Origin of the sequence: Streptomyces sp. NPDC047869 (assembly GCF_040704065.1) — a bacterium.
GTDB lineage: Bacteria > Actinomycetota > Actinomycetes > Streptomycetales > Streptomycetaceae > Streptomyces.
On sequence record NZ_JBEYRK010000040.1, the window covers coordinates 15,051 to 39,766 of the forward strand.

Below are 24,716 nucleotides of genomic sequence, written 5' to 3' on the forward strand. Positions count from 1 at the left end.
CCCGCTCGTCCGCGGCCGGATGTCCGGCCGCGGACGAGCGGGCGCTGCCGTCAGGCGATCTCCACCAGCAGGTCGCCGCCCTCCACCTGCTGAATCCGGTTGATGGCCAGCCGGGACACCCGGCCCGCCTTCGGCGCGGTGATCGTCGCCTCCATCTTCATCGCCTCGATGGTGGCCACGGTGGCACCGGCCGCCACCTCGTCACCCTCGGACACCGCGAGCGTCACCACACCGGCGAACGGCGCCGCCACATGACCGGGGTTGCCCCGGTCGGCCTTCTCCGTCACCGGGACGTCCGAGGCCGCCGCCCGGTCCCGCACCTGGATGGGACGGAGCTGGCCGTTCAGCGAGGACATCACGGTGCGCATACCGCGCTCGTCGGCCTCGCCGACCGCCTGCAGCTCGATCAGCAGCCGGACCCCGGGCTCCAGGTCGACGGCGTACTCCTTGGCCGGGCGCAGGCCGTAGAAGAACGACTTGCTGTCCAGCACGCTGGTGTCGCCGAAGCTCTGGCGGTGCGTGTCGAACTCGCGGGTCGGGCCGGGGAACAGCAGCCGGTTGAGGGTCGCGCGGCGCTCCTTGGCCAGGCCGTCGCGGTCCCCGGCGGACAGCTCGGGAGCCGGCCTGGCCTCCGCCCGGCCCCGCAGGGCCTTGGTGCGGAAGGGCTCGGGCCAGCCGCCGGGCGGGGTGCCCAGCTCGCCGCGCAGGAAGCCGATCACCGAGTCGGGGATGTCGAACCGGTCGGGGGTCGCCTCGAAGTCCTCCGGCGAGACCCCGGCGCCGACCAGGTGCAGGGCGAGGTCGCCGACCACCTTGGACGACGGGGTCACCTTGACCAGCCGGCCGAGGATCCGGTCGGCGGCGGCGTACATCGCCTCGATGTCCTCGAAGCGGTCGCCGAGGCCGAGGGCGACGGCCTGGGTGCGCAGGTTGGACAGCTGACCGCCGGGGATCTCGTGGTGGTAGACCCGCCCGGTCGGGGAGGCGAGGCCTGCCTCGAACGGGGCGTAGATCTTGCGCACGCCCTCCCAGTAGGGCTCCAGGTCGCCGACGGCGCCCAGGTCGAGGCCGGTGGGCCGCTCCGAGTGGTCGGTGGCGGCGACGAGCGCCGACAGCGAGGGCTGCGAGGTCGTACCGGCCATCGAGGCCACCGCGCCGTCGACGGCGTCGGCGCCCGCCTGGATCGCGGCGAGGTAGGTGGCGAGCTGGCCGCCCGCGGTGTCGTGCGTGTGCAGGTGCACGGGCAGGTCGAACTCGCGGCGCAGCGCGGTGACGAGCTTCGCGGCCGCCGGGGCGCGCAGCAGTCCGGCCATGTCCTTGATCGCCAGGACGTGGGCGCCGGCCTCGACGATCTGCTCGGCGAGCCGCAGGTAGTAGTCGAGGGTGTAGAGCCGTTCGGCGGGATCGTTGAGGTCGGCGGTGTAGCAGAGGGCGACCTCGGCGATCGCGGTGCCGGTCTCGCGCACGGCCTCGATGGCGGGCCGCATCTGGCCCACGTCGTTCAGGGCGTCGAAGATGCGGAAGATGTCGATGCCGGTGGCGGCGGCCTCCTGCACGAAGGCGTCGGTCACCTCGGTCGGGTACGGGGTGTAGCCGACGGTGTTGCGGCCGCGCAGCAGCATCTGGAGGCAGATGTTGGGCACGGCCTCGCGCAGGGCGGCCAGCCGCTCCCAGGGGTCCTCGGCCAGGAAGCGCAGCGCGACGTCGTAGGTGGCGCCGCCCCAGCACTCCAGGGACAGCAGCTGCGGCAGGGTGCGGGCGACCACCGGGGCGACGGCGAGGAGGTCCTTGGTGCGCACCCGGGTGGCCAGCAGCGACTGGTGGGCGTCGCGGAAGGTGGTGTCGGTGACCCCGATGGTCGGCGACTCGCGCAGCTGCCGGGCGAAGCCCTCGGGACCGAGTTCGACCAGCCGCTGCCGGGAGCCGGGCGCGGGCTCGCCGGCCGGGAGCGAGGGCAGCTTGGTGACCGGGTCGAGCAGTTCGGGCCGTTCGCCGTGAGGCTTGTTGACGGTGACGTCGGCGAGGTAGGTGAGCAGCTTGGTGCCGCGGTCGGCGGAGTGCCGGGAGGTCAGCAGGTGCGGGCGCTGCTCGATGAAGGAGGTGGTGACCCGGCCCGCCTGGAAGTCGGGGTCGTCCAGGACCGCCTGCAGGAACGGGATGTTGGTGGCAACACCGCGGATGCGGAACTCGGCCACGGCACGCCGGGCGCGTCCGACGGCGGCCTGGAAGTCCCGCCCCCGGCAGGTCAGTTTGACCAGCATCGAGTCGAAGTGGGCGCTGATCTCCGTACCCGCGTGGGTGGTTCCGCCGTCCAGGCGGATGCCGGAGCCGCCCGGGGAGCGGTAGGCGCTGATCCGGCCGGTGTCCGGGCGGAAGCCGTTGGCCGGGTCCTCGGTGGTGATGCGGCACTGCAGGGCGGCACCGCGCAGGGTGACGGTGTCCTGGGAGAGGCCGAGGTCGGCGAGGGTCTGACCGGAAGCGATGCGCAACTGCGCCTGGACCAGGTCGACGTCGGTGACCTCCTCGGTGACCGTGTGCTCGACCTGGATGCGCGGGTTCATCTCGATGAAGACGTGGTTGCCGTCACGGTCCAGCAGGAACTCCACGGTGCCCGCGTTGCGGTAGCCGATCTCGCGGGCGAAGCGCACCGCGTCGCCGCAGATCCGCTCCCGCAGCTCCGGGTCGAGGTTGGGCGCGGGCGCCAGCTCGATGACCTTCTGGTGGCGGCGCTGGAGCGAGCAGTCGCGCTCGAAGAGGTGGATGACGTTGCCCTCGCCGTCGGCGAGGATCTGCACCTCGATGTGGCGCGGGTCGACGACGGCCTTCTCCAGGAAGACGGTCGGGTCACCGAACGCGGACGCGGCCTCGCGGGAGGCGGCCTCGATGGACTCGCGCAACTGGGCGGGGTCCGCCACCCGGCGCATACCGCGCCCGCCACCGCCGGCGACCGCCTTGACGAAGACCGGGAAGCCGATCTCCTCGGCCGCCCGCACCAGTTCGTCCACGTCGTTGGAGGGCGCGGAGGAGCCGAGCACGGGTACGCCGGCGGCGCGCGCGGCGGCGACCGCGCGGGCCTTGTTGCCGGTCAGCTCGAGCGTCTGCGCGTCCGGGCCGACAAAGGTGATGCCCGCCTCCTCGCAGGCGCGTGCGAGTTCGGGGTTCTCGGACAGGAATCCGTACCCGGGGTAGACGGCGTCGGCGCCCGCCCGGCGGGCCGCGCCCACGATCTCCTCGACGGAGAGGTAGGCCCGCACGGGATGTCCCGGTTCCCCGATCTCGTACGCCTCGTCGGCTTTCAGCCGGTGCAGTGAGTTGCGGTCCTCGTGCGGGAACACGGCGACCGTGCGCGCACCGAGTTCGTAGCCCGCGCGGAACGCCCGAATCGCGATCTCTCCACGGTTGGCGACCAGCACCTTGCGGAACATCCTGGATCCCTTCAGCTGCCTGGCGGCGACAAACACCATGGTGTCAGCCATGCCCTGCCGTACGTCGCGGCAACATTAGGGGGTGCCCATACGTCTCGACGTGCGAGAACCATCACACGGACGAGGTGGGCGGCGCCACAGGCGGCACCGGTCGCTGCTCCAGGCCGGTGACCGTCCGGCACCCGGAACGCACCCGGATTCTTTCCTTTCCGATCACTAACTCACGCATAGTGACCGGCACTTCACCCCCGAGTGCCCCCTCCCCCCACCCGGACGTTTCCGCCCGCCCTCCCTTGCCCCTCTCTGCCGCGAGGATCCCCCCGGACCGATGACCCCGCGCACGCATCCCGGCGACCGTCCCGTCCCCCGCACCGCTCGTCCCGCATGACATCCTCGCCGGCCCCGCCCCGGCTGCCCGCCCGAAGCCCGTGAAGGCCGCTCCGGTCCCGGCTCCCCCGGACACCGACGTGGTCCACGACGCGGCCGCGCCGTCCGCCGCCGAGGGCCCGGCCGGGCTGCCGAAGCGCCGCCGGGGCCGTACCCTCGCCGCCGCCGAACGCTCCCGGCCGGCGCCCCGCGCCGACGGCCCCCGGGTCCCGTCCGGCACCGAGCAGGGCGCGCCCGGCGGCCGGCGGCGCCTCCGGCTGGGCGTCTGACACCCGGCACCCCGCGCTTGCGTTCGAGCGCACTTCAGGTCGTAGCGTCATGAACGTCCCACCGCGCGGGACCGTGTCACCCGGCGTCCCCCCACGGGATGCCGGTCGGCCCGATCCGTCGCTGAATGGTGGGGTGTCTCTCTCCGTCCGTAGGCCGTGACGGCCGTACGGACGCCGACCGAAGTGTGCGGAAAGGCTGGGACAGCACATGCGACAGCGCAGTCTGCGGGATCTCCAGGTATCGGCCATCGGCCTCGGCTGCATGGGAATGTCCGCCTTCTACGGCACCGCCGACCAGGACGAGGGCATCGCGACCATCCGCCGCGCCCTCGAGCTGGGCGTCGACTTCCTCGACACCGCCCAGATGTACGGGCCGCTGACCAACGAGTCCCTGGTCGGCGAGGCGATCCGGGGGCACCGGGACGAGTATGTGATCGCCACGAAGTTCAACTACCGGATGGACAGCGCGGTGCCGGGCGACATGAGCTCGGTGGGCCGGCAGGACGGCTCCGCCGAGCATGTGCGCAGCTCGGTCCACGGCTCGCTGGAGCGCCTCGGCACGGACCACATCGACCTGTACTACCAGCACCGGGTCGATCCGCAGGTGCCGATCGAGGAGACGGTGGGTGCCCTGGGAGAACTCGTCGCCGAGGGCAAGGTGCGGTACATCGGGCTGAGCGAGGCGAGCGCGGAGACCATCCGGCGGGCGAACGCCGTCCACCCGGTCACCGCCGTGCAGAGCGAGTACTCGCTGTGGAGCAGGGACGTGGAGGCCGAGGTGCTGCCGGCCTGCCGGGAGCTCGGCATCGGCTTCGTGCCGTACTCGCCACTCGGCCGCGGCTTCCTCGCCGGCCGCTTCTCCTCCCCCGACGAGCTGGACGCCGACGACTACCGTCGCAGCAGCCCCCGTTTCACCGACGCCCACCTCCAGGCGAACCTGCGGCTGGCGGCGAAGGTGAAGGAGATCGCCGCGGAGAAGGACGTGACCCCGGCCCAGCTCGCGATCGCCTGGGTGCTGGCCCAGGGCGAGGACCTGGTCCCGATCCCGGGCACCAAGCGCCGCACCTATCTGGAGCAGAACGCGGCCGCGGTGGACATCGAGCTGTCCAAGGAGGACCTCGCCCGCATCGACGCCGAGCTGCCGCAGGCGTCGGGCGAGCGCTACGACGAGGCCGGGATGCGGTCGGTCAACCGCTGAGGCGGTACGGCCGACCGCCGGAACCTCTCATCGGGCGGCGGGACCTCTCGCGGGGCGCCGGGACCTCTCGCCGGGCTCCCGCCGCAGACGGCGGGTCACGACGGCGAGGTCCAGCGCCGCCGCGAGCGCGAGCACCCCGCAGATCACGGCGAGGACGGTCAGCGCGCCGCTGCCGGGGCTGTCACCCGGGCCCGAGTGCGCGGCCCAGACCGCGAGGACGGCGGTCTCCGCGGCGAAGAGCGGCAGGAAGACCGCGGAGAGCAGCAGCCGCAGCCGGAGGGGGCTGCGGGCGGTGACCGGTTCGGTGCCGGTACGGGACGAGCCGCGGCCGGGCGTGCCGAAGCCCGAGCGGGGCTCGGGCGCCGCCGCGCGCCCGGGACGGCCGCCCCCGGCCTGGTCGTTGTCACGCATGTCACACCTCCGGCGGCCGGACCACGCGATCCGCCGCCCTCCGCGTAGCCCGCGCGGGCGCCCGGCAAACGCCCTCCGCACAGGGGCGTGACGCGAGCCTGTGAGGAAGCCCACCCGGGGGCCAAGTCCGTTGCGGGTGCCGGACTTTGGGGCTCCCCGTGCCGCTCCGGGAGGCGGAGCGGCGGCGACTCGCCCGTCCCGTCTGCCACCATGGTCGGCGCCCTCCCGACCGGGCGGACCAGCCGTGCAGCGAAGCCGGTTCAGCCGTACCGCCGGTCGCTCTTCCGACTCCCCCGGATGTCGAGTAGCCGCCTTGTCCTCTCCCTCTGCCCTGTCCACGCCCGGAACCACTCCCACCGCGCGCCCGGATGCCTCGCGTTCGCCGTGGCGGTCGCTGCGTCACCGCGGCATGCGCTGGTGGTCGGTCGCGAACCTCGTCTCCAACGCCGGCACCTGGATGCAGCTCACCGTGCAGAACCTGCTGGTGCTGCAGATCACGGGGTCCGCCGCGGCGACCGGTCTGTCGATGTCGGTACAGGCGGCGCCCGCGCTGTTCGTGAGCCTGCTGGGCGGCGCCGCCGTCGACCGCTGGCCCCGGAAGCTGACGGTCGCGGTCAGCCAGGCCCTGCTCGGCGCCGTCGCCCTCACCACGGCCCTGCTCGTGGCGCTGGACCGGATCGACATGACGTCGCTGCTGGTGCTGGCCGGGGTGACCGGTGTCATCGCCACCGTCGACGGACCCGCCTGCGCGCTGCTCGGCAACGATCTAGTGCCGGTGGAGGACGTGCCCTCCGCGATCGGCGTGGGCGCCCTCGTGCACAGCGCGGGCCGGCTGGCCGGTACGGGGCTGGCCGGAGTGACCGTCGGTTTCCTCGGCACCTCCGCCGCGTACGCCGCCAACGCGCTGTCGTTCCTGTTCGTCGCGGCGGTCGTGCCGTTCCTGCGCCCCGCGCACGGAACGGTCCGGGAGCGGGCGGCCACCGAGCGCGCCGTACCGGACAAGGCGGAGATGGGCATCAGGCAGGGCCTGGCCTTCTTCGTCCGCCGTCCCCGGCTGGTCGCGCTCGCCGCGGTCACCGGTCTCAGCTCGGTCTTCGGCCGCAACTACGGCCTCACCCTCGCCGTTCTCGTCACCGGGCCGCTCGCGGGCGGTGCCGGGGCGTTCGGCACGGTGTCCACGGTGCTGGCCGTCGGCGGCATCCTCGGCGCGGTCCTCGGCGCGCGGCTGCGCAGCCCCTCGGTGCGGACCGTGGGCGTGCTCGCGGCGGCCGGCGGGCTGCTCCAGGTCGCGGCGGGCCTGTCGCCGTCCCTGGCCGTCCTGCTGGTACTGGTGCTGCCGATGGCCGTGGTGGAGTCGGTCTCCGACACCGCCGGCACCGCGCTGCTGCAGACCGATCCGCCGGCCCATATGCGGGGCCGGGTGCTCGGCGTGTGGAGCAGTATCGGCACCGCCTGGGGCCTCGGCGGGCCGCCCGCCCTGGGTCTGCTGATGGAGTGGGCGGGAGCACGGGGCGCCCTGGTCGCGGGCGGGCTGCTGATCGCCGGTGCGATCGGCGCGGGCCTGCTGCGCCGCCGGGTCGCGGTCCCCGCCACGCTGAAGCTGCCCGCGAAGGACGGCGACGTCACGGGCCGCGAGGCCCTGGGCACGGCGGCCTGAGACCGCGCCGGCCGCCGCCCGGTCAGGCCGCCGCCGGCTCGCGCCCCGGCAGGTTGTAGACGTGGAACGCCTGGCCGATCACCGGCTGCGCCACGTTGCGGACCCGGACGCCCCCGCTGGTCATCCCGTGCTCGGTGCCCGCGTGGGCGTGCCCGTGCACGGCGAGGTCCGGGCAGGTCGTGTCGATGGCCTCGGCGAGGAGATAGCTGCCGAGGAACGGGTGGATCTCAGGCGGCTCCCCGGCCAGGGTGTCCGGCACGGGTGAGAAGTGGGTCAGGGCGATCCGTACGTCGCAGTCCCACTCGTTGAGCTGCTTCAGGGCGGCCAGCAGCCCCTCGGCGCACCGGCGGCTGTAGCGGACGAACTCCTTCATGATCGGCTCGCCGAACTCCCCGGCGCAGCGTCCCACGAATCCCCCGCCGAAGCCCTTGGTCCCGGCCACCCCGATGCGTGCCCCGTCGCGGGTGACGACGGCTGCCTGGCCCTCGAGGACGTGTGCGCCGGCGTCCCGGAGGATCGCGGTGACCTCCTCGGGGTGGTCGTCGTGGTGGTCGTGGTTGCCGAGCACGGCGACGACGGGGACGGCGAGGTCCTTGATCTCCCGGGCGACGACCCGCGCCTCCTCCGGCGTGCCGTGCCGGGTGAGGTCCCCGGCGAGCAGCAGGACGTCGGCGCACTCGGGCAGGGTCTCGAAGGCGGGGCGCAGCGTGCCCTGGCTGTCCGGCCCCATGTGGATGTCTCCCACGGCGGCGACGCGGATCATGTGAGGTCCTCCCCGTGATCGGGCGACGAGGTCCCGGCGACGAGGATGTCGCAGTGGACGGGGTGCCCCGCCAGCACCTCGCGGGCCATGCCGAGGATCTGGTCCCGGCACTCGGTGGAGGGCACGGTGCCCGTCAGGAGTACGGAGTCGCCGTGCGGGACCAGCCGTACGCCCAGTTCGCCGAGCGGTCCGGTGGCGATCCGTTCGGCGAGATGGGCGACGCGGTAGTCCAGGTTCTCGGCGGCCGGGGGGTCCGGCGGCCTGTGTGCGTCTCGGTCGGTCATGGCTGCCCCCTCCGGGGTGCGATCACGTTCAGCCGTTCCAGCAGGAAGAGGAAGGCCGCGGGCATCGGCTGGTCCCCGCAGGTCTGCCGCACCTCGTCCCAGTCGACCTTCTCGCGCACGGCGCGGGCCACCGGCAGAACCGCCCCGAAGTCGCAGTAGTGCTCCGAGAAGGCGCTGATCAGGCTGCGGATCAGATCGGTCGGGGACAGGACGGGCATGAGCACGGAGTCGACCGGCAGGCAGGTCGCCCGGGCCAGCACGCCCTCGGTGACGGGCTCGTGCGCCAACTGGAAGATGATGTCGATGTCCTGCCCCCGGCAGGCCGTCTTCAGCAGCCAGTCCTCCGGCGGGGTGCGCACGGGGAAGCCGGCCTCGTGCAGGCTCGCGGCCACCGCGTCGGAGTCCTCGGGCAGCACGGCGAAGTCGGCGTCGTGCTGGAGGTCGCGGCTCCCGCCGTGGGCGTAGACCGCCACGCTGCCCGCGAGGGCGAAGGCGTGGCCCTTCCTCTTCAGCAGGGCGCCGATCTGCTTGGCGGCCTCCAGGATCGCCTGGCTGCGGTCGTGCGGCAGGGGTTCCGTGACCGGTGCGGCCGGTACCGGCGGTTCCGGTCCGTCACCGGCGAGGCGGAGCCCGGTGACCTCCGTCCGCCGGGCGGGGGTGGTTCCCTCCCCGTTCTGCGTCATGGTCTCTCCATTCGCGGCGCCCTGCGCTCCCGGGCGGCCGGGACGGCCCCCCGGGGGGGCACACCGGGTACCCGGGCCGGTGCCGCTCAGTCCTGGCCGCCGAGGACGACCGCGCGGGCCCGCCCCGGGTGGGGCGGGGCGGGACCGCGGGCCCGCTCGCGGGGTCAGTCCGTCGGCTTCAGCGCGGTGATCTTCAGGGTCCGCAGATCGGACTGGACGTCGATCCTGGTTACCTGGGCGTCGCCGCCGTCGCTCCAGGTCAGCGTGACCCTGCTGGTGGAGTGGCCCATGCCGGAGCCGGTGTAGTCGACCTTCCACCTGACCGGCACGTTCTGCGCGAAGAGGACGCCGTCGGCGTGGTTCTTCTTCTCGTAGGCGCCGGCCTTCTTCTGGGCGGCGGCCGACAGGTAGAAGGCGCGCAGCGCCTTGGCGTTGGCGGCGGCCGCCGGGTCGTCGGCGGCCCAGACGGAGTCGATGTAGGCGCCGTAGAAGTCGGCCACGCGCTGGGTGGCGTTGCGCGGGTCGCCCTGGGCGGCGGACACGGCGGCGGGGCGGGCGTGGCTCGCGCCGGTGCCGGCGAGGGCGGGCGTGACGGCGGCCAGGGTGAGGCCGGCCGTGACGGTGACGGCGGTCAGAAGAGTCCTGCGGCTGCGGACGGGCATCTTTCTCATTCCCCCGTTTTATTCGCGACCGGGCCGATCCCCGGCGCCGACGGACCGTAAGACCCCGATTGCCTTCCGCCGGTTCCCTTTCCTCTGCCTCTCTTTCCCGCCGGCCTATCCATGGGGGCCGTCGCCGGGCGCGGCGTCGGGCAGTACCCGGAAGCCGGACAGTCCCTCGGGCTCCTCGGCGGTGCCCGTGCAGTGCGTCACCGTGGCCGTCGGCGGGCCCTGCGCCGCCCAGCGCGCGAGGTGGGCGACGTCGTCGGGAGGCCCCTCGAACACGGCCTCCACGTCTCCGTCGTGCAGGTTGCGCACCCACCCGGCCACGCCCCGCTCCTCCGCGAGCCGACGGCAGGTGTCGCGGTAGAAGACCCCCTGGACACGGCCGCTGACGCGCACGTGCTGCCGGACCGTCATCCGCGCACACCCCTGTCCTCGCCGGGTTCCGTCCACGTCACGTCCCGGCCGGTGCGGGCCGGCGATCCGCTCCGGCCGGCTCCGGCGGCCCGCCGGTGTGCGAGCAGCGCCGCCGCGGCGGCGCGCAGTTGCCGTGCCGACGAACGGCAGGCGGCCGCCTGCCGTTCCAGGGCGGGGCGGCTCGGCTCGGGTGCCGCTGTGCCGGTCAGTGCCTCGGCGGTGGCGAGCAGTCGCCGGGCGTAGCCGTCCAGCAGGTCGGCGTCGGCGCGCAGCGCGATCGCCCGGTCGAGGAGTCCGGCGGGTGACGGCATCGTGCGGGGCAGTAGCTCGGTGACCACGAAGGCTCCCAACTCATGGATCAATGCGTTCGGTTCAGCGCGGCAGGACGGCGCCGGCGCTGCGGTGGGCCGTGAACCGCGGGTTGTGCAGTACGAGGAGCGGCCTGGCCGCGTCGATGCCGAGCCGGCGCAGCTGTCCGGCCATGGGTTCGGCCGCCGCGGTGTCCAGGCGCAGCCGTACCCGGGCACCGGCGTGCAACCGTGGCGCACCGTGCGCGCGGACCAGGGTGCGGACCGTGCTCTCGTCGCGCCGGCCGTACAGCACCCAGTCCGCCTCCGGGCAGCGGACACCGGGGCCGAGGCGGCCGGCCACGACGAGCCCGATCTCCATGGTGGCGAACCGTATGTGATGGCCCATCAGATCGGCCACGGCCGAGCTGAGGGTGGCGGGCTGGCCCCAGATCTCCCGGGCGACGGACCGTGCCTCCTCGCTGCTGACGGCGAGCGAGAGGACGTGCCGTCCGGTACGGCGCAGGTCGGCGCGGCGCAGCAGGTCCGCGGCGATGTCGTAGGGGCGCGGCCGCCACAGGTCGGCCACCGGTAACGTCAGGGCGACCTCCGTGTAGGGGCCGATGGTCGAGCAGCGGTGCTCGTACAGCGACAGCACCGCCAGCGCCCGGCCGCCCAGCCGGCTCGGGACCGTCCGGGTGCCGGCGGGCAGCAGGCCGTGCGCCGCGTCGGCGTCGACGAGGTAGCACAGGTGGGCGGCGGAGGAGTCGTAGTAGCGCACCGGCACGTCCACCGGGCCGGTCGCGGTGGGGACGGAGGCGGTCGGCAGGGTGAGGAAGGGGTGGCCCTCGGGCGGGTGGGCGCGGTCGCGGAGCCGGTAGGCCCGGGTGCGCACGACCGGGCCCCGGTAGGGCGTGAGCGCGTCGTCGACGATCTCGCGGGCCTGCGGGACGACGGACCGCAGATGTTCGATGTAGTCACGGACCGTGTGGCGCAGCGGGTACGGACCGGCGGGTCCGGGGTAGCGGAGCTCGTACCGGTTGGGGTGCGGGCCGGCGTCCGGGCCGTCGGGGACGGGCACCATGTCGTGCTGGTCGGTGATGGCGGCGACCCAGGTGCGCGGGTCGGCGGTCCGCCGCCCGGCGGCCGGGGAGCCGACGGTTATGACATGGGTGACCTGGTAGGCCCGGCAGAAGTCCGGGTCCCGGGCGAGGTTGAGCAGCGCGGTGCCGCCCTCGCCGTGCCCGATCAGGGCGAGGTCGGCGCCGCGCGGTATGCCGTAGTCGGCGAGGGCGAGCCGGATCGAGCGGGTGTGGGGCGAGTCGGCCGCGAAGAGGTCGTGCCAGGCGTCGGCGAAGTCACGCGGGCCGTCGTCGCGGGGCCGGCCGGGTGAGGTGCCGGGGGCCTGGACGACGTAGCGGACGACGCCGTCGGGGCCGCGCACGTTCTGCACCAGGATCCGCCCGTCGGTGGACAGCGCCCTGATGTTGCGCAGGAAGCCCAGGAAGGACCCCTCGGTGGCGATGGTCTGCCGCTCCCGCCCGGTGAGGTCGACGGCCTCGGCGTCGGCCCCGCCCCCGTCGCGGGCCTCGGTCAGGGGCACGGGGCCGGCGGACGGCGGCCCGTCCGGTGGTCCGGGTGCGAGCGCCCAGCCGGTTCCGCCGCCGGCCCGGGCGTCCTCCTCCAGCAGCCGCCGCACGGCTGTGAGTTCGGCCATCAGCGGGATGAGGCCGGACAGGGCGCGCTGCGCCCCCGGGTCCCGGAACAGGCTGCGCAAGGAGCGTACGGCCGCCGGGTCGCGGCCGGTCGCGAGGGCGTCCGTCAGCCGCCGCATGCCCGGGTCACGGGCGAACTCCGGGTGACCGGCCAGCACGGCGGCGACCCTCAGCCGCAGCGCGCCGACCGCCACCCACGCGGGCAGGCCCGGACGGCCGGGCAGCCGCGCCGGGCCCTTCGGGAGCGGGACCGCCGGGCGGCCGAGGCCCTGCCCGCCGGTCAGGGCGCGCAGCAGCGCCCAGCGGGCGGCGAGGGCGGTCCGGGGCCGGCGGTCCGGGGAGCCGGTGAGCCGCGGGTCGAGCAGCGCGGCGCCGGTCCGCGCGGACACCGCGCGGATGCCCTCGGCGACGTCCAGGACCTCCTGTGCGCACCGGCGGAGCAGTTCCCCGGCGTCCTGCTCGTCCGGCGGTCCGGGGGCGTGGCCGTCCGCTCGCATACGACGCTCCCTCGGCTCGACGACATGCGTGCACGACCGGATCCGCGAAGGCCGGCCGCGGTCCCATCGTGGGCGAGGGACCCCACGCCCGCACCTTCACCCGCCGGGCGGCCCCCTCCTGACCGGGCGGAACGGAATCCGGCCCGGCCACCGGGGCACCCGAACGGCCCATCGGCGGGCGGGGCGGCCGCACCGGTACGGTGGCGCCGTCAGGCGTCGCCCATGAGCCCGGCGGCGACCGTGGCGCCCAGTTCCCAGCAGGCCTCGACGTCGGCCTTGCCGGGTGCGCCGGTGACGGTCACCGCATCGGCCGAACGGCGCCAGCCGAGGCCCGTGGTGACCGACTCGACGGCGCGGACGGCGCCCGTGACGTCGTTGCCGCCGTGCACGTAGTAGCCGAAGGGCCGGCCCCGGGTCGCGTCGAGGCACGGGTAGTAGATCTGGTCGAAGAAATGCTTCAGGGCTCCGGACATGTAGCCGAGGTTGGCCGGGGTGCCGAGGAGGTAGCCGTCGGCCTCGAGGACGTCGGTGGCGGTGGCGGACAGCGCCGCCCGCCGCACGACGCGCACGCCCTCGATCTCCGGTGTGGTCGCGCCGGAGACGACGGCCTCGAACAGCGCCTGGCAGTTGGGCGAGGGGGTGTGATGCACGATCAGCAAGGTGGGCACGCCCCGAACCCTGCCCTGCCGGTGCCGTGCCCCGCAAACCGCGCCCGGCGCGCGGCGTTGTGGGGCACGGGCCCGGGGTGCGACGATGCCCGGCACCCGCAGGGGACGACGGAAGGGGCCGTCTTGGCCGAGGACGATCACCGGGCACCGGCAGCCGTGCTGTTCGACGCGCTGGGTCTCAACTACGAGAAGGCGTTCGCCGCCTCCGAGGCGCACCACGACTCCCTGCGGTGGCTGCTGGACCGGCTGGAGCCGGGCAGCAGGGTGCTGGACGTGGGCAGCGGCACCGGACGGCCGACCGCGCGGACACTCAGCGACGCGGGGCACGAGGTGCTCGGCGTCGACGTCTCCCCGGTCATGGTCGACGTCGCCTCCCGGCAGGTGCCCGAGGCGGACTTCCGGCTCGGCGACATCCGTGAACTGCCGCTCGGCGAGGAGTCGTTCGACGCGGTGTGCGTGTACTTCTCGCTGCTGCAGATGTCCCGCGCCGAGCAGTCGGCCGTGGTGGCGCGGCTGGTGCGGGCGCTGCGGCCGGGCGGGTACGCCGTGCTGGCCACCGTGCCCCTCGACCTGGAGGCCGTCGAGGGGCTGTTCATGGGGCAGCCGGCCCGGGTGACCAGTTTCGCGGCCGGGGACTTCACTGCGCTGGTGACCGGGGCGGGCCTGACGGTCCTGGCGGAGGAGCACGCCGTGTTCGCCCCGGCCCATCCAGGCGCCGTGCCCGAGCCGCACCTGTTCCTGCACTGCCGGCGCGCGTCGGGCTGAGCGCGCCGGCCGCGGTCAGGGCCGGACGGGCAGCGACCAGCAGGTGGAGCTCGCCGGCCTGCCGGAGAGCCGGTCGGTCAGCCAGTCGATGGCGTCGCCCTGATCGGTGATCAGCGGGGTGAAGTGGTTGAGCAGGGAGCGGCCCAACGGGGGCACAGTGACCGGGACGTAGGTGATGTCGGCGCCCTTGCGGCACCAGTCGACGGCGAGCGTGCGGGCCTGCGCGTGCGGCACGAGGTCGTCGTTTACGCCGGTCGCCACCCGGACCGGGCTCGCCGGCTTCGTCCGGCCGACGCGCTGACGGTCGAGGAAGTCCTGGAGGGCCGGCTCGGTCTTGATGACGTCGCTGAGGGAGGAGCCGTCGGCCGTCCAGGCCGTGCTGTGGGCGGAGTTGTAGGAGAGGATCGCGTCTCCGACGCACATCGTCGACAGGTCGGCCAGCGCGGCCTTGCCCGCCGCGTTGAGGCGCTTGTCGGCGATCGGCCGCAGGGCGGGGTCGGCCTGCAGGAAGCCGTTGACGGCCCAGCCGAGGGCACCGGCCAGGTCGCTGCCGTCGATGGCCTTGGTGACGGCGGTCAGATCGGCGGGCGGCGCGCCCGAGTAGGTGCCGGCCAGGGCGATGTCGGGGGCGTAGGCCGGCTGGAGTTCGGCGGCGGAGGCCGTGGCGCCGCCGCCCTGGCTGTAGCCGTACAGCCCGACGGGCGAGGCGGCCGTCACGGAGGTGCCCGCCAGGTTCCGGGCGGCGCGTACGGCGTCCAGCACGGCGTGTCCGCCGTCGAGGCGGTTGACGTAGGTGTGCAGCCGGTCGGTGGCGCCCAGGCCCGCGTAGTCGGTGACCACGACGGCGATGCCCTTGGCGAGCATCCGGTAGATCGCGAGATCCTCGTACCCGACCGACACTGTCTGGCCGTTGATGCTGAGCGGGTGTTCCAGGCCGAGTGAGGCGGCGCACTGGTCGCCCTGCCCCATGGTGCCGGGTGCCACGGCGACGAGGGGGCGTGGTCCGCCGTGTTTCCAGGCGGCGGCCGGCTCGATGTAGGCACCGGTAACGGCGACCGGATTCCCGCCCGAGTCGGTCGACTTGTACATCAGCCGGGTGGCCCGGCCCGGCAGGGGGCCGTCGAGGCCGGGCAGACTCAGCGCGAGCGGGAGGTGCTCGCTGCGGACGAGGGTGCCGTCGGCGGCGGGCAGGCCGGCGGGCGGGTCGTAGAAGGCGGGGATGGTGACGCCCCGGGACACGACGGTGTCCGAGGCCGTGGCGGGGAGCGCGGCGGCGGTCTGTGCGCCCAGGCAGGCGGCGACGGCGACGGCGAGCACCGGAAGACGGGTGTGTGCGGGCATGGCGGACCTCCCGAGTGGCGGGGCAGGGGGTACCGAAGTGGGTGGCACGGACCTTACTTTCGAGTAAGTTACCGGCGGTAGCCCACGGAAGGTCACGGTTGGGTAATGAGACACCTCGTCAGCAAGGGCCTCGCGCCGTTATTCCCCACGGCGCCGCGGACCCCTCGGATACAGTGTCCGGCCGGACCAATGGGGAGTGGACGGTGCAGGTCAAGGTGGGGAACGTGCGCGGCGGAACAGTGGGACTGACGGCCGGAACGGCGCTTCTGGCGGCGGTAATGAGCGGGTGCGCCGGGTCGTCCGGAGCGGACGGCAAGGGCCGTTCGGATTCGCCGGCGAAGGCGGAGGCGACGACTGGGGCGGCGGCCGGAACCGCGGCGAGCGCAGGCACGATCGGCGCCGCCGGTTCGGCCTGCGAACTGCCCGTCAGCTTCGACCTCGCCAAGCACTGGAAGGCCAAGGGCATCGACGCCGGGGCGGAGATGTCGAAGGCGTCCAAGGGCTCGGACAGCCTCTCCGGCGACCTCGCCGAAGCGTTCCTGCGCCAGGGGCCGGTCACCACCGCCTGCGAGATCGACGCCAAGCCGGCCGGCAACATCGGCTTCCTGCGCGTATGGACCGGCAAGCCCGGCGACGCGGACGCACGCACCGTACTGCGGGAGTTCCTCGCGGCCGAGGACAACGTCAGCGAGGAGAAGTACCACTCCTTCAGAACGGCCGCGGGGGTGGCCGGCGTGGAGGTCGAGTACCTCTACACCAGCAAGCTCCTCGAGGAGACCAAGAAGGAGACCGCTCTGGCGGTCGGCACGCCCGACGGGCCGGTCGTGCTGCACCTCGGCGGCATGGACACCGCGGAGCACGAGGAGATGCGGCCCGCCTACGAACTCGCCAAGCGGACCTTGCGGGTTCGCTGACGGACCGGTCCGGCCGGCGGCCTGGTTCAGCCTTCCGCCGTGGCCCGGCCCAGATAGGTGAGCGGGCCGGGGTCGGGGACCGGGATCTCGTGGAAGCCGAGACGGTCGTAGAAGACACGGGCGCCCGTGTTGACGGTGACCATGCCGAGATGGACGGCCGGTACCCCCTGCTGATGCAGGGCGTTGAGCAGCGCGCCCATCAACCGGCGGCCGTGTCCGCGCCGCTGCCACGCCGGCAGCAGGTCGATGTGCAAGTGAGCCGGGTATGCGGCCAGTTCGGGGACGAGCATGCGCTCGGGGTGGTGCAGGAGGCTGGTCATCTCCTCGCTGGGCGTGCGCGGCGGCGCGGCCGGGGCCGGGTAGCGGCCGGTCAGGCGGGGGATCCAGGTCCGCCGGAAGTCCTGGACGAAGCGCTCGGTGTCCGCCGTACCGACCACATAACCCACGGCCCGGCCCGTGCCGTCGTCCAGGACGAAGGCCAGGTCCGGGTCGAAGTGGCAGTAGGGCTCGGCGAAGAGCGCCGGCATGAGGTGCTGATCGGGATACAGATGCCGGGAATCGCCGCCGTTGTGCGCGGTGCGGACGCAGACGTCGGCGACCGCGTCCCGGTCGGCGGGGCGGTAGGGGCGGACGAACGGGCTCGGGGCGTTGGTCGGCATGGAATCATTCTCGACCCCCTGGGAGCGCTCCCACAACTGGTTCGGCCGGGCTGGAGCGACGGAACGGCGACCCACCCGCAGAGGGTGGGCCGCCGTCCGTGGATCGGAGTCGGAGTCGGAGTCGGAGTCGGGCGGGATGGTCAGTGGGTCAGGCGCTTGGCCTTGACCAGCATGAACAGGCCCCCCAGTGCCAGCAGGATACCGATGCCCGCGGGCCACAGGTTGGCCCCGGTCTCGGCGAGTCCGCCCTGCCCGGCGGCCTGCGGTTCGGTCTGGGCGACCGGCGCCTGGGACTGCGCGTCCTGGGCCTGGGCGGCCGGGGACTGGGCGCCGCTGCCGCCGTCGGCCGCGGGTGCGGTCCGGGTGGCCTTGCCGACCTCGCCGGTGCCGTCCGATCCGACCGTCGCCGCCGGGTCGTCCTCGGCCTTGGTGCCGTCACCGGCCGGGGCGGTCTTCCCGCCGTCACCGGCCGACCCGGTCCGCTTGCCGTCCTCGGCGGGCTCGGTCAGCCTGCTGTCCTTGGCCGGCTTGCTGTGCTTGGTGGTGTTCGCCGGTGCGGTCGTCGCGTCGGTCCTGGGCACCTCGGCCGGGGCGGAGGAGGTCGGTTCGGCCGTGGCCGTGGCACCCGTGCCGGGGTCCTCCGAGGCACCGCCACCCGGGGCCTCCGTCGCCCCCGTGCCCGCGCTCTGACTCGGGGCCGCGGTGGCACCGGAGCCGTCGTCGCCACCTGGACCGCAGGTGCGGCCGGAGTTGATGCAGTCGACCAGCTCGCGCATCAGGTCCTCGTCGAAGACGTTGATGAAGTCGCCGTGGTCGGTGACCGGCTTGTGCAGCTGCTCCGGGAAGGAGTCCACGGCGAACAGCGGCACCGTCCGCCCGCCGTCGTTCAGGCTGGGCGCCTTGACGTCGTAGACGATGCGCTGCACCAGTTGCGGGATCGCCTGGAAGCCCGCGGGGCACGCGCCGTCGGGCGTCGCGAACGCCACGTGCGTACGGTGGTTGGCGCTGTCGATGTTGCGGCCGTCCCAGCAGCTCTGGAAGTGGAAGGTGCGCACGACGTCGCTGCCCGACGGGCACAGCGGGTACTTGTCCTTGAGCTGCCGGTCCTCGAACCCGGTGCAGCTCCAGGAGGCGTTGGCGTTGGTGGGGCCGTTGACGAAGGCCTTGGCGTCACCGGTGATGATGCGCAGCAGGCGCGGCATGGCGGTCACCTTGCCCTGAGGGCTGCCTACGAAGGTCAGCGTGACGTCCTTGGGCGTGACGATCTGGCCCGCGTTGCCTTCCGTACCGCCGCCGGGTGCACCGGCGTCCCGTTCCTGCGTGCCGTTCTGCAGGCGCACCACCGGCCAGTAGTACGTCGACCTGTCGCCCTTGTCCACGCAGCTCGTGTCGGCCTTGGCAAGGTCGTCGTCGCTGGCGAAGGCGGTGTTGGACTGGTTGCCGACGTAGTCGTGGAAGTGGTGGGCGCCGTTGGAGACACCGGGGGCCACGATGACGTTGTCGGAGTTGAACAGGCCGTTCGCGTTGACGCCGCACTCGGTGGTGAAGGTGCCGCGCGAGGCGCCGTCACCCTGGGGCGGCTTCGGCGCGTTGGGCTGTACGGCGGTGATGTCCGCGTAGTCCGAGGCGACGGGCCCGTTGCCGCCCTGGCCGGTGCCCGCCTGCCCGGCGCCGTTCTGCCCCTGGCCGCCGGCGCTCGGTGAGGCGGTGGCCTGGCCGGTGCCGTCCGAGCCGCCGCCCGTGCCGTCCTGGCCGGGGCGCAGGGTGCAGGCCGCCAGGGCCTCCAGCCCCTCCGGCCGGTCCCCTGCCCGGTCGATGGCGACCGCGATGCGCTCGATCGTCGCCGCCCGCTTCTCCTTCAGCGGGTTCATGATCGAGTCGTCGGCGGCGTCCGGATCCTGGCGGATCTCCTGTGCCGACGCCTGGAGTTGCCGGTAGGCGCCGGTGGTCTGCTGGTCGAGCTGGGCGAGTTCACGGTCGACGTCGGCGCGGGCGTCGTCCGGGACCGATGTCAGCCGGCTGCCCACGTCCGGGCAGTCGATCGTGGCCATACCGGCGGACTTGACCTGTCCGGTGGCGTCCTGGCCGGAGCCGCCGCCCCAACCGCCTTCCGTGGCCGAGGCGTAGACGTTCGCGGCGACGAGGCCGCCCCCGCCCAGCATCAGGGCGACTGCTGCGAAGGTCGCGCGTCGTGCGCCGGTCGGGCGTCTGCGCCTGGTGCGTACCACGGTGGTCCCCTTGTGTGGAGCGGTCGGTCGGGCATGGAGTTCCCGCGTCCCATACGCAGGGCGGCCCCGAAGCGTTCAACCGAATCGGTGATTCACCGGGATCTCACAGGAAACCGTGGTCACGCCGGCGGCGGCAGCGTACGGCAACGCCAATCGGGTGGCAGGGCCACGCAAAAGGGCCGAAGAGCCTTCCCGTGCGGGCGGCGCCGCGAACATCACAAATACGTATCGGACATTCCACCCTGCAACCTTCACACCCAGCACACAAGTTGGCTAGGTTGACCGCCAGGCCGCCCGGCCGCCCCCCAGCGAACTCGCCGTGGCGTCCGGGGCCGGGGCTCGACCGACCCCGGGATCGGCCCAACTGCCCCGCGGGGCAAGGAAGGAGCACGTCTTCCATGGTGCCGGAGGGCCGCGACGAGGTTCGGCAGCGGATCGACTTCCTCTACGAACAGGCCGAGAACGCGACCGGGAACTACAACGCCACCCGGGCGATGTCGGCGGCCGGCAGGAACCGGGGGGTCGCGCTGTCCAAGAGGTCCGGGCCCCGTCAGGATCCAGGTCTCGACGCGGTGGCCCGGCAGTGGTTCGACGTGGCGCGCGCCAAGCTCGGCCCGACGGTTCCGGCCGTGCTCCCCGCCGACCGCCTGCCCGAGCCCCCGGCCGGCCCGGCCCGTGCCCGGGACCGCGCGAACGACGGTGACCGGGACGCCCTGAGCGTCGCGCTGCCCGAACTGGCCCCCGGCTCAGCCGGTCGGGCTTCCGACCGGGCGGTGGCCGAGCTGACGGGCGGGCCCTCGACGGGGCAGAACGGCCGCCCCCGGGCCGCCCTGGAAGCGGGCACGTCCGCCGTGCTGGGCGCCCGTCCGGAACTTCCGGCCGCGCGCCCCGCCGAGCTCCCGGCAGGGCGCCCTGCCGAACTTCCGGCCGCGCGCCCTGCCGAACTTCCCTCGATGCCGACCGAGTTGTCCGCTCCGATGCCGCTCGGGCCGACCGCATGGGGTACGGCGGAACCGGCTCTCCCCGGCGTCCCGGACGCGAGCGGCCCCGGCCCGGTGGAGACGGCCGTACTGCCCGTCGCCACCCTTCCCGTGCCGCAGACGGGCCCGGCGCCGATGCCGAGGGAACTGCCCGCCTCCGGGACCGCACCCCGGCACCCCTCTCCCGCCGAGTCCAAGGCGAGCCACCGCCGCAAGCTGACCGCGGCCCGCGACCTGCTGAGCCGGCACGCCGCCCGACTCACCCTCTCCGCACCGGCGTTCCAGCCGCTCACCGATCAGTGGGAGCAGCCCCGGTGGGCGGCGTCCGGCACTACGGCGACACCGGGCACGCCCACTCCGGTAGTGACGCCCGACCTCGCCGACCCGCTCGGCGGCACGGGCTCCTTCATGCGGCCCGTCACCGACGCCCTCATGGACACGGGCGCGTTTCCGCAGCCCGCCCTGACCGGCACCGGCTCCTTCACACCGTTCCCCGCCCCCGTCACCACCGACACGACACGCGCCGCCAGGGCCATCGCGTTCGCCCGGGCGCAGATCGGCAAGCCCTGTGTCTGGGGGGCCACCGGGCCGGAGTCCTACGACTGCTCCAGCCTCACGCGGGCCGCGTGGCAGGCCGCCGGGGTCACGCTGCCACGTGCCGCGCACGAGCAGGCCCTGGCCGGCACACCGGTCACCCTCGCCGGACTCGAACCGGGCGACCTCGTCCTGTTCTTCGAGGACGACCGGCACGTGGGCCTGCACATCGGCGGCGGCATGATGATCCATGCGCCGGGACCGGGATCCACCATCCGCGAGGAGTCGGTCTACGGCGCCGGGGAGTCCGCGATCCACCGGGTGATCCGGCCCGCCTGACCCGCCTCGCGGGCGCCCCGGCCCCGGCCCGGGCCGGGGCATAAGCGGCTCCTTGGTGCCTCATAAGATCAGCTTATGAGGTCATAGACGGGACCCGCGTACTAACTTAGGGCTGCCTTAGCTTAGGCTTCCCGATCGAGCGAGTCTCCTGTTCAGGCTCGAATGTTCACGCTCGAAGGGAACTGATCATGCCGCGCCCCCTGCGGGTAGCCATCGTCGGAGCCGGCCCCGCCGGGATCTACGCCGCCGACGCCCTGCTCAAGTCCGAGGTGGCCGCCGAGCCCGGTGTCTCCATCGACCTCTTCGAGCGGATGCCCGCCCCGTTCGGCCTGATCCGCTACGGCGTGGCGCCCGACCACCCGCGTATCAAGGGCATCATCACCGCCCTGCACCAGGTGCTCGACAAGCCGCAGATCCGCCTCTTCGGCAACGTCGACTACCCCACCGACATCAGCCTGGACGACCTCCGGGCGTTCTACGACGCGGTGATCTTCTCGACCGGCGCCACCGCCGACCGCGACCTGTCCATACCCGGCGTCGAACTGGACGGCTCCTACGGCGCCGCAGACTTCGTCTCCTGGTACGACGGCCACCCGGACGTGCCGCGCACCTGGCCGCTGGACGCCGAGAAGGTCGCCGTGCTCGGCGTCGGCAACGTGGCGCTCGACGTGGCCCGCGTCCTCGCCAAGACGGCCGACGAGCTGCTGCCCACCGAGATCCCGCCGAACGTGTACGACGGCCTGAAGGCGAACCGGGCCAAGGAGATCCACGTCTTCGGCCGGCGTGGCCCGGCGCAGGCGAAGTTCAGCCCGATGGAGCTGCGCGAGCTGGACCACTCCCCCAACATCGAGGTCATCGTCGACCCCGAGGACATCGACTACGACGCGGGCTCCATCGAGACGCGGCGCGGCAACAAGCAGGCCGACATGGTCGCCAAAACCCTGGAGAACTGGGCGATCCGCGACGTGGGCCACCGGCCGCACAAGCTGTTCCTGCACTTCTTCGAGTCCCCGGCGGAGATCCTCGGCGAGGACGGCAGGGTCGTCGGCCTGCGCACCGAGCGCACCGCCCTCGACGGCACCGGGAACGTCAAGGGCACCGGCGAGTTCAAGGACTGGGACGTCAGCGCCGTGTACCGCGCGGTGGGCTACCTCTCCGACAAGCTGCCCAAGCTGCCCTGGGACCTGGATTCCGGCACGGTCCCGGACCAGGGCGGCCGGGTCCTCGAGGAGAGCGGCGGCCACCTGCAGTCGACGTACGTCACCGGCTGGATCCGGCGCGGCCCCATCGGCCTCATCGGCCACACCAAGGGCGACGCCAACGAGACCGTGGCCAACCTGCTCGACGACCACGCCAACGGCCGCCTGCACGCCCCCGCCTCACCGGCGCCGGAGGCCGTGGACGCCTTCCTCGCCGAGCGCGAGGTCCGCTTCACCACGTGGGAGGGCTGGTACAAGCTGGACGCCGCCGAGCGCGCGCTGGGCGAGCCGCAGGGCCGTGAGCGCGTGAAGCTCGTCGAGCGTGAGGACATGCTGCGGGAGAGCGGCGCGTAACTCGCGCCGGCGGACGGGGCCCGCCCCGAGCGGATGGGTGGGCGGGCCCCGTCCGACGCACCATTGTGTGCGTCCGGTCACGGCGCCGGGACGTGTGAACGGCGGTCGCGTGACGCGTGCGGCGCGCGCCCCGGGTGATCGGCGCGCGCCTCGGGTGAGCGGCGTGCGTCGCGGCAGACCGGCGCGCGCCCTGTACGCGGGAGCGTCGGGCCCGCGCCGGGCGCGCGGGCGTACCACCGCCGGCCCGTCCGTGACGCGCTCCGCGCCCGTGCCACCGGTGGCGCGGCGCGCCGCGCGGGGCCCCCTCGACGCGATCCGCCCCCCGGCGGTGATACTGGGTAGCTCACCTGACCCCATCAGCAGATTGGCCCATGTCGAACTCCGCCACCGACCACGTCGCCATCCCGCAGACCCTCTGGGCGGCCCGGGGCCGCCACCCCGGACCCGCCGCCGAGGACGTCGTCCGCCGCACCCTCGGACGGCACAAGGAGAGCGGGGACATCGACGACTTCGCCGAGCCGCCCGTGCCCGGCGACTCCCCCGAACGGATCTTCGAGGCCCGCTGGCGGGCCGGCGGCACCGTGACCGTACGGGCCCGGCTCACCCTCGTACCGCGGGCCACCCGGCCCGAGGGGCAGGAATGGACGCTCGTCGCCGAGGCGGAGCGCCCGTGGGACGAGGCGTGGCCCTCCCCCGCGACCCTGTTCTGGCCCGAGGCCGGACCGGCGGAGGGCGCCGACGGCGACTGGGACCACCACCCCACCGTCGCGGGCCTGCGCTTCCGCCAGGTCAACCCGCTGCCCGACGACGACAAGGAGACCCGGCGCCGGCTGAAGGACGCGGCCCGTGACTCCTGGTGCGCCCATGTCGTCGTGCACGAGGCGATGACCCCCGACGAGCAGGGCAGGCTGCCCCTGGCCCGGCTGCTGCCGCCCGGACTCCGGCACCGTGTGATGGAGCACCGGGCCGCGCCGCAGCAGTTCCGCGCCGTCAACTGGGCGCTGAAGGACCTCGGCGTCGAGGTGCCCCGAGGCGGTGCCGTACTGCTGCCGCCGGACCCGAGGCCCGAGGACTACGACAGCCGGGAGCACAGCGTCCGCACCGTCTTCCTGGACGGCTCGGAGCCGGCCGGGCTCGTGGCCGCGCTGCGCCACTTCGTGGCCCTCCCCCGGCCCCTGCCGCGCGGTGCCCAGCAGGCGCTGACGGACCTGCGCGAGAACTGGACCCTGACGACGCTCCAGGAGGAACTGGAGCGGCAGCGGGAACTCGTCGCCATGTACGCCGACGCGCTGGAGGCGATGACGATGTCCCGGGACCTGTACCGGGAGGCCGCCGAGCAGGCCCACCAGGCGCTGGCCGCCCTCCGCGACGCGCCCGCCCCCGCCGAACTGCCGCAGCAGCAGCGGTCCGGCGCCCGGACGCCCGCCGCGCTCCAGCAGCTGACGCGGACCTTCGAACGGCTGCGGTTCACCGTCAGGGGCCCGCGCCCGGCACCGGCCACAGGCCCCTCCGAAGCCCCAGGAGTGCCCGGCCTCCCCGAGGTCCCGGAGGTTCCCGAAGTCCCCGGCATCGAGCGCGCCGACAGCGCCGGCGCGGTGGAGCCGCGGTAGTGGATCCGCACGCGACGCGGTACGGCGGCCGGGACCGGGCAGAGGGAGGAGAAGGGGAAGTGAAGGGGGCCGCACCGGCCCGCCCCGTCCGTCACGAGGGACTGGAGGCCGCATGGATTCCACCGCGACCTGGCTGGTGATCGGCGCCGTCGTCGCGGCGGTGCTGCTCGCCGTCGCCGTCGGCCTGCTGGTACGCCTGGTCCGCGCCCGGCGCACCCTGCGGCGCGCCGGGCTGCCGACCGGACCGCGGTGGGTGTTCTGGGGTGCGGTCGTGTACCTGGTGCTGCCCACCGATCTGCTGCCGGACCCGGTCTACCTGGACGACATCGCCGTCCTGCTCCTCGCCCTGCGCAGCCTGCGGGCCGGCCGCGTCCTGCCGGAGGGCACCGGGCCTAGGGCCGGCCGGGTCCTGCCGCCGAAGACCAAGGAGTCCTGACCGGCCGCGCGCCCCCCTCCCCCCACGGGTCCGC

At 73.9% G+C, this 24,716-nt stretch carries 22 protein-coding genes; 9 read left to right on the plus strand and 13 right to left on the minus strand.

All coding sequences use genetic code 11. The features are described 5' to 3' along the window. Positions 1 to 50 precede the first annotated feature (50 nt). Positions 51 to 3,425: a pyruvate carboxylase gene (locus AB0924_RS34235; protein WP_358938777.1), complete on the minus strand. Its 3,375-nt coding sequence runs from the start codon at positions 3,423 to 3,425 to the stop codon at positions 51 to 53. 428 nt (positions 3,426 to 3,853) lie between these two features. On the opposite strand from AB0924_RS34235, the gene AB0924_RS34240 reads away from it, so the two are divergent. Together AB0924_RS34240 and AB0924_RS34245 are read left to right on the plus strand one after the other, a co-directional pair. Continuing rightward, positions 3,854 to 4,081 (plus strand): hypothetical protein, encoded by a 228-nt coding sequence (locus AB0924_RS34240; protein ID WP_366913544.1) that lies wholly within the window; start codon positions 3,854 to 3,856, stop codon positions 4,079 to 4,081. Between the two features lie 208 nt (positions 4,082 to 4,289). Further along, on the plus strand, positions 4,290 to 5,279 hold the full coding sequence (locus AB0924_RS34245; protein WP_358938775.1) for an aldo/keto reductase: 990 nt from the start codon (positions 4,290 to 4,292) through the stop codon (positions 5,277 to 5,279). Between the two features lie 27 nt (positions 5,280 to 5,306). Here the strand turns inward: AB0924_RS34245 and AB0924_RS34250 are convergent, their stop codons facing one another. After that, a complete protein-coding gene (locus AB0924_RS34250) occupies positions 5,307 to 5,690 on the minus strand; it encodes a DUF6343 family protein (RefSeq protein WP_358938773.1) in 384 nt (127 codons plus the stop codon). 409 nt (positions 5,691 to 6,099) lie between these two features. On the opposite strand from AB0924_RS34250, the gene AB0924_RS34255 reads away from it, so the two are divergent. After that, positions 6,100 to 7,347 carry an MFS transporter gene (locus AB0924_RS34255; protein ID WP_366913571.1) on the plus strand — a complete coding sequence of 416 codons (1,248 nt, stop codon included), beginning with the start codon at positions 6,100 to 6,102 and terminating at the stop codon, positions 7,345 to 7,347. Positions 7,348 to 7,369: 22 nt separating this feature from the next. Here AB0924_RS34255 and AB0924_RS34260 read toward each other — a convergent pair whose 3' ends face one another. The 8 genes from AB0924_RS34260 to AB0924_RS34295 form a co-directional block, all read right to left on the minus strand. Beyond that, positions 7,370 to 8,110, minus strand: coding sequence for a metallophosphoesterase (locus AB0924_RS34260; protein ID WP_366913545.1), 741 nt, complete (start codon positions 8,108 to 8,110; stop codon positions 7,370 to 7,372). After that, a complete protein-coding gene (locus tag AB0924_RS34265; RefSeq protein ID WP_358938768.1) occupies positions 8,107 to 8,394 on the minus strand; it encodes a BON domain-containing protein in 288 nt (95 codons plus the stop codon). Before AB0924_RS34265 ends, AB0924_RS34260 begins: the two co-directional genes overlap by 4 nt. Continuing rightward, a complete protein-coding gene (locus AB0924_RS34270) occupies positions 8,391 to 9,077 on the minus strand; it encodes a hypothetical protein (protein ID WP_366913546.1) in 687 nt (228 codons plus the stop codon). Before AB0924_RS34270 ends, AB0924_RS34265 begins: the two co-directional genes overlap by 4 nt. Before the next feature lie 164 nt (positions 9,078 to 9,241). Then, a complete protein-coding gene (locus tag AB0924_RS34275; protein ID WP_366913547.1) occupies positions 9,242 to 9,739 on the minus strand; it encodes a hypothetical protein in 498 nt (165 codons plus the stop codon). Between the two features lie 114 nt (positions 9,740 to 9,853). Beyond that, positions 9,854 to 10,156 carry an acylphosphatase gene (locus AB0924_RS34280; RefSeq protein WP_358938762.1) on the minus strand — a complete coding sequence of 101 codons (303 nt, stop codon included), beginning with the start codon at positions 10,154 to 10,156 and terminating at the stop codon, positions 9,854 to 9,856. Further along, on the minus strand, positions 10,153 to 10,494 hold the full coding sequence (locus AB0924_RS34285; protein ID WP_366913548.1) for a hypothetical protein: 342 nt from the start codon (positions 10,492 to 10,494) through the stop codon (positions 10,153 to 10,155). Before AB0924_RS34285 ends, AB0924_RS34280 begins: the two co-directional genes overlap by 4 nt. Before the next feature lie 34 nt (positions 10,495 to 10,528). Beyond that, on the minus strand, positions 10,529 to 12,655 hold the full coding sequence (locus AB0924_RS34290) for an acetoacetate decarboxylase family protein (protein ID WP_366913549.1): 2,127 nt from the start codon (positions 12,653 to 12,655) through the stop codon (positions 10,529 to 10,531). 209 nt (positions 12,656 to 12,864) lie between these two features. Next, a complete protein-coding gene (locus AB0924_RS34295; protein WP_358938756.1) occupies positions 12,865 to 13,323 on the minus strand; it encodes an NAD(P)H-dependent oxidoreductase in 459 nt (152 codons plus the stop codon). A 123-nt stretch (positions 13,324 to 13,446) separates the two neighbouring features. Between AB0924_RS34295 and AB0924_RS34300 the strand changes: the two genes are divergently transcribed. Then, a complete protein-coding gene (locus tag AB0924_RS34300; RefSeq protein WP_366913550.1) occupies positions 13,447 to 14,088 on the plus strand; it encodes a class I SAM-dependent methyltransferase in 642 nt (213 codons plus the stop codon). A gap of 15 nt (positions 14,089 to 14,103) precedes the next feature. On the opposite strand, the gene AB0924_RS34305 is transcribed toward AB0924_RS34300, so the two are convergent. After that, positions 14,104 to 15,429, minus strand: coding sequence for a lipase family protein (locus AB0924_RS34305; RefSeq protein ID WP_366913551.1), 1,326 nt, complete (start codon positions 15,427 to 15,429; stop codon positions 14,104 to 14,106). A 203-nt stretch (positions 15,430 to 15,632) separates the two neighbouring features. Between AB0924_RS34305 and AB0924_RS34310 the strand changes: the two genes are divergently transcribed. After that, a complete protein-coding gene (locus AB0924_RS34310; protein ID WP_366913552.1) occupies positions 15,633 to 16,343 on the plus strand; it encodes a lipoprotein in 711 nt (236 codons plus the stop codon). A gap of 26 nt (positions 16,344 to 16,369) precedes the next feature. Here the strand turns inward: AB0924_RS34310 and AB0924_RS34315 are convergent, their stop codons facing one another. Then, a complete protein-coding gene (locus AB0924_RS34315; RefSeq protein WP_358938750.1) occupies positions 16,370 to 17,002 on the minus strand; it encodes a GNAT family N-acetyltransferase in 633 nt (210 codons plus the stop codon). A 140-nt stretch (positions 17,003 to 17,142) separates the two neighbouring features. Next, entirely contained in the window at positions 17,143 to 19,164 is a 2,022-nt protein-coding gene (locus AB0924_RS34320) for a DUF1996 domain-containing protein (protein ID WP_366913572.1), read from the minus strand. Between the two features lie 464 nt (positions 19,165 to 19,628). Here AB0924_RS34320 and AB0924_RS34325 point away from each other — a divergent pair, with 464 nt between their 5' ends. From AB0924_RS34325 to AB0924_RS34340, 4 genes are all read left to right on the plus strand, one after another. Beyond that, complete coding sequence (locus AB0924_RS34325; RefSeq protein ID WP_366913553.1) at positions 19,629 to 21,083, plus strand: NlpC/P60 family protein; 1,455 nt, start codon at positions 19,629 to 19,631, stop codon at positions 21,081 to 21,083. Positions 21,084 to 21,271: 188 nt separating this feature from the next. Beyond that, entirely contained in the window at positions 21,272 to 22,636 is a 1,365-nt protein-coding gene (locus tag AB0924_RS34330; protein ID WP_366913554.1) for an FAD-dependent oxidoreductase, read from the plus strand. A gap of 371 nt (positions 22,637 to 23,007) precedes the next feature. After that, on the plus strand, positions 23,008 to 24,246 hold the full coding sequence (locus tag AB0924_RS34335; protein ID WP_366913555.1) for a hypothetical protein: 1,239 nt from the start codon (positions 23,008 to 23,010) through the stop codon (positions 24,244 to 24,246). Between the two features lie 112 nt (positions 24,247 to 24,358). After that, entirely contained in the window at positions 24,359 to 24,682 is a 324-nt protein-coding gene (locus AB0924_RS34340) for a YkvA family protein (protein WP_358938741.1), read from the plus strand. The last annotated feature ends 34 nt before the right edge of the window (positions 24,683 to 24,716 follow it).

Bases quoted from the DNA above. Each gene is read 5' to 3' on its own strand.
- AB0924_RS34235 (WP_358938777.1), bottom strand. From the start codon at position 3,425: ATGTTCCGCAAGGTGCTGGTCGCCAACCGTGGAGAGATCGCGATTCGG.
- AB0924_RS34245 (WP_358938775.1), top strand. From the start codon at position 4,290: ATGCGACAGCGCAGTCTGCGGGATCTCCAGGTATCGGCCATCGGCCTC.
- AB0924_RS34250 (WP_358938773.1), bottom strand. From the start codon at position 5,690: ATGCGTGACAACGACCAGGCCGGGGGCGGCCGTCCCGGGCGCGCGGCG.
- AB0924_RS34255 (WP_366913571.1), top strand. From the start codon at position 6,100: ATGCGCTGGTGGTCGGTCGCGAACCTCGTCTCCAACGCCGGCACCTGG.
- AB0924_RS34260 (WP_366913545.1), bottom strand. From the start codon at position 8,110: ATGATCCGCGTCGCCGCCGTGGGAGACATCCACATGGGGCCGGACAGC.
- AB0924_RS34265 (WP_358938768.1), bottom strand. From the start codon at position 8,394: ATGACCGACCGAGACGCACACAGGCCGCCGGACCCCCCGGCCGCCGAG.
- AB0924_RS34270 (WP_366913546.1), bottom strand. From the start codon at position 9,077: ATGACGCAGAACGGGGAGGGAACCACCCCCGCCCGGCGGACGGAGGTC.
- AB0924_RS34275 (WP_366913547.1), bottom strand. From the start codon at position 9,739: ATGCCCGTCCGCAGCCGCAGGACTCTTCTGACCGCCGTCACCGTCACG.
- AB0924_RS34280 (WP_358938762.1), bottom strand. From the start codon at position 10,156: ATGACGGTCCGGCAGCACGTGCGCGTCAGCGGCCGTGTCCAGGGGGTC.
- AB0924_RS34290 (WP_366913549.1), bottom strand. From the start codon at position 12,655: ATGCGAGCGGACGGCCACGCCCCCGGACCGCCGGACGAGCAGGACGCC.
- AB0924_RS34305 (WP_366913551.1), bottom strand. From the start codon at position 15,429: ATGCCCGCACACACCCGTCTTCCGGTGCTCGCCGTCGCCGTCGCCGCC.
- AB0924_RS34315 (WP_358938750.1), bottom strand. From the start codon at position 17,002: ATGCCGACCAACGCCCCGAGCCCGTTCGTCCGCCCCTACCGCCCCGCC.
- AB0924_RS34320 (WP_366913572.1), bottom strand. From the start codon at position 19,164: ATGCTGGGCGGGGGCGGCCTCGTCGCCGCGAACGTCTACGCCTCGGCC.
- AB0924_RS34325 (WP_366913553.1), top strand. From the start codon at position 19,629: ATGGTGCCGGAGGGCCGCGACGAGGTTCGGCAGCGGATCGACTTCCTC.
- AB0924_RS34330 (WP_366913554.1), top strand. From the start codon at position 21,272: ATGCCGCGCCCCCTGCGGGTAGCCATCGTCGGAGCCGGCCCCGCCGGG.
- AB0924_RS34335 (WP_366913555.1), top strand. From the start codon at position 23,008: ATGTCGAACTCCGCCACCGACCACGTCGCCATCCCGCAGACCCTCTGG.
- AB0924_RS34340 (WP_358938741.1), top strand. From the start codon at position 24,359: ATGGATTCCACCGCGACCTGGCTGGTGATCGGCGCCGTCGTCGCGGCG.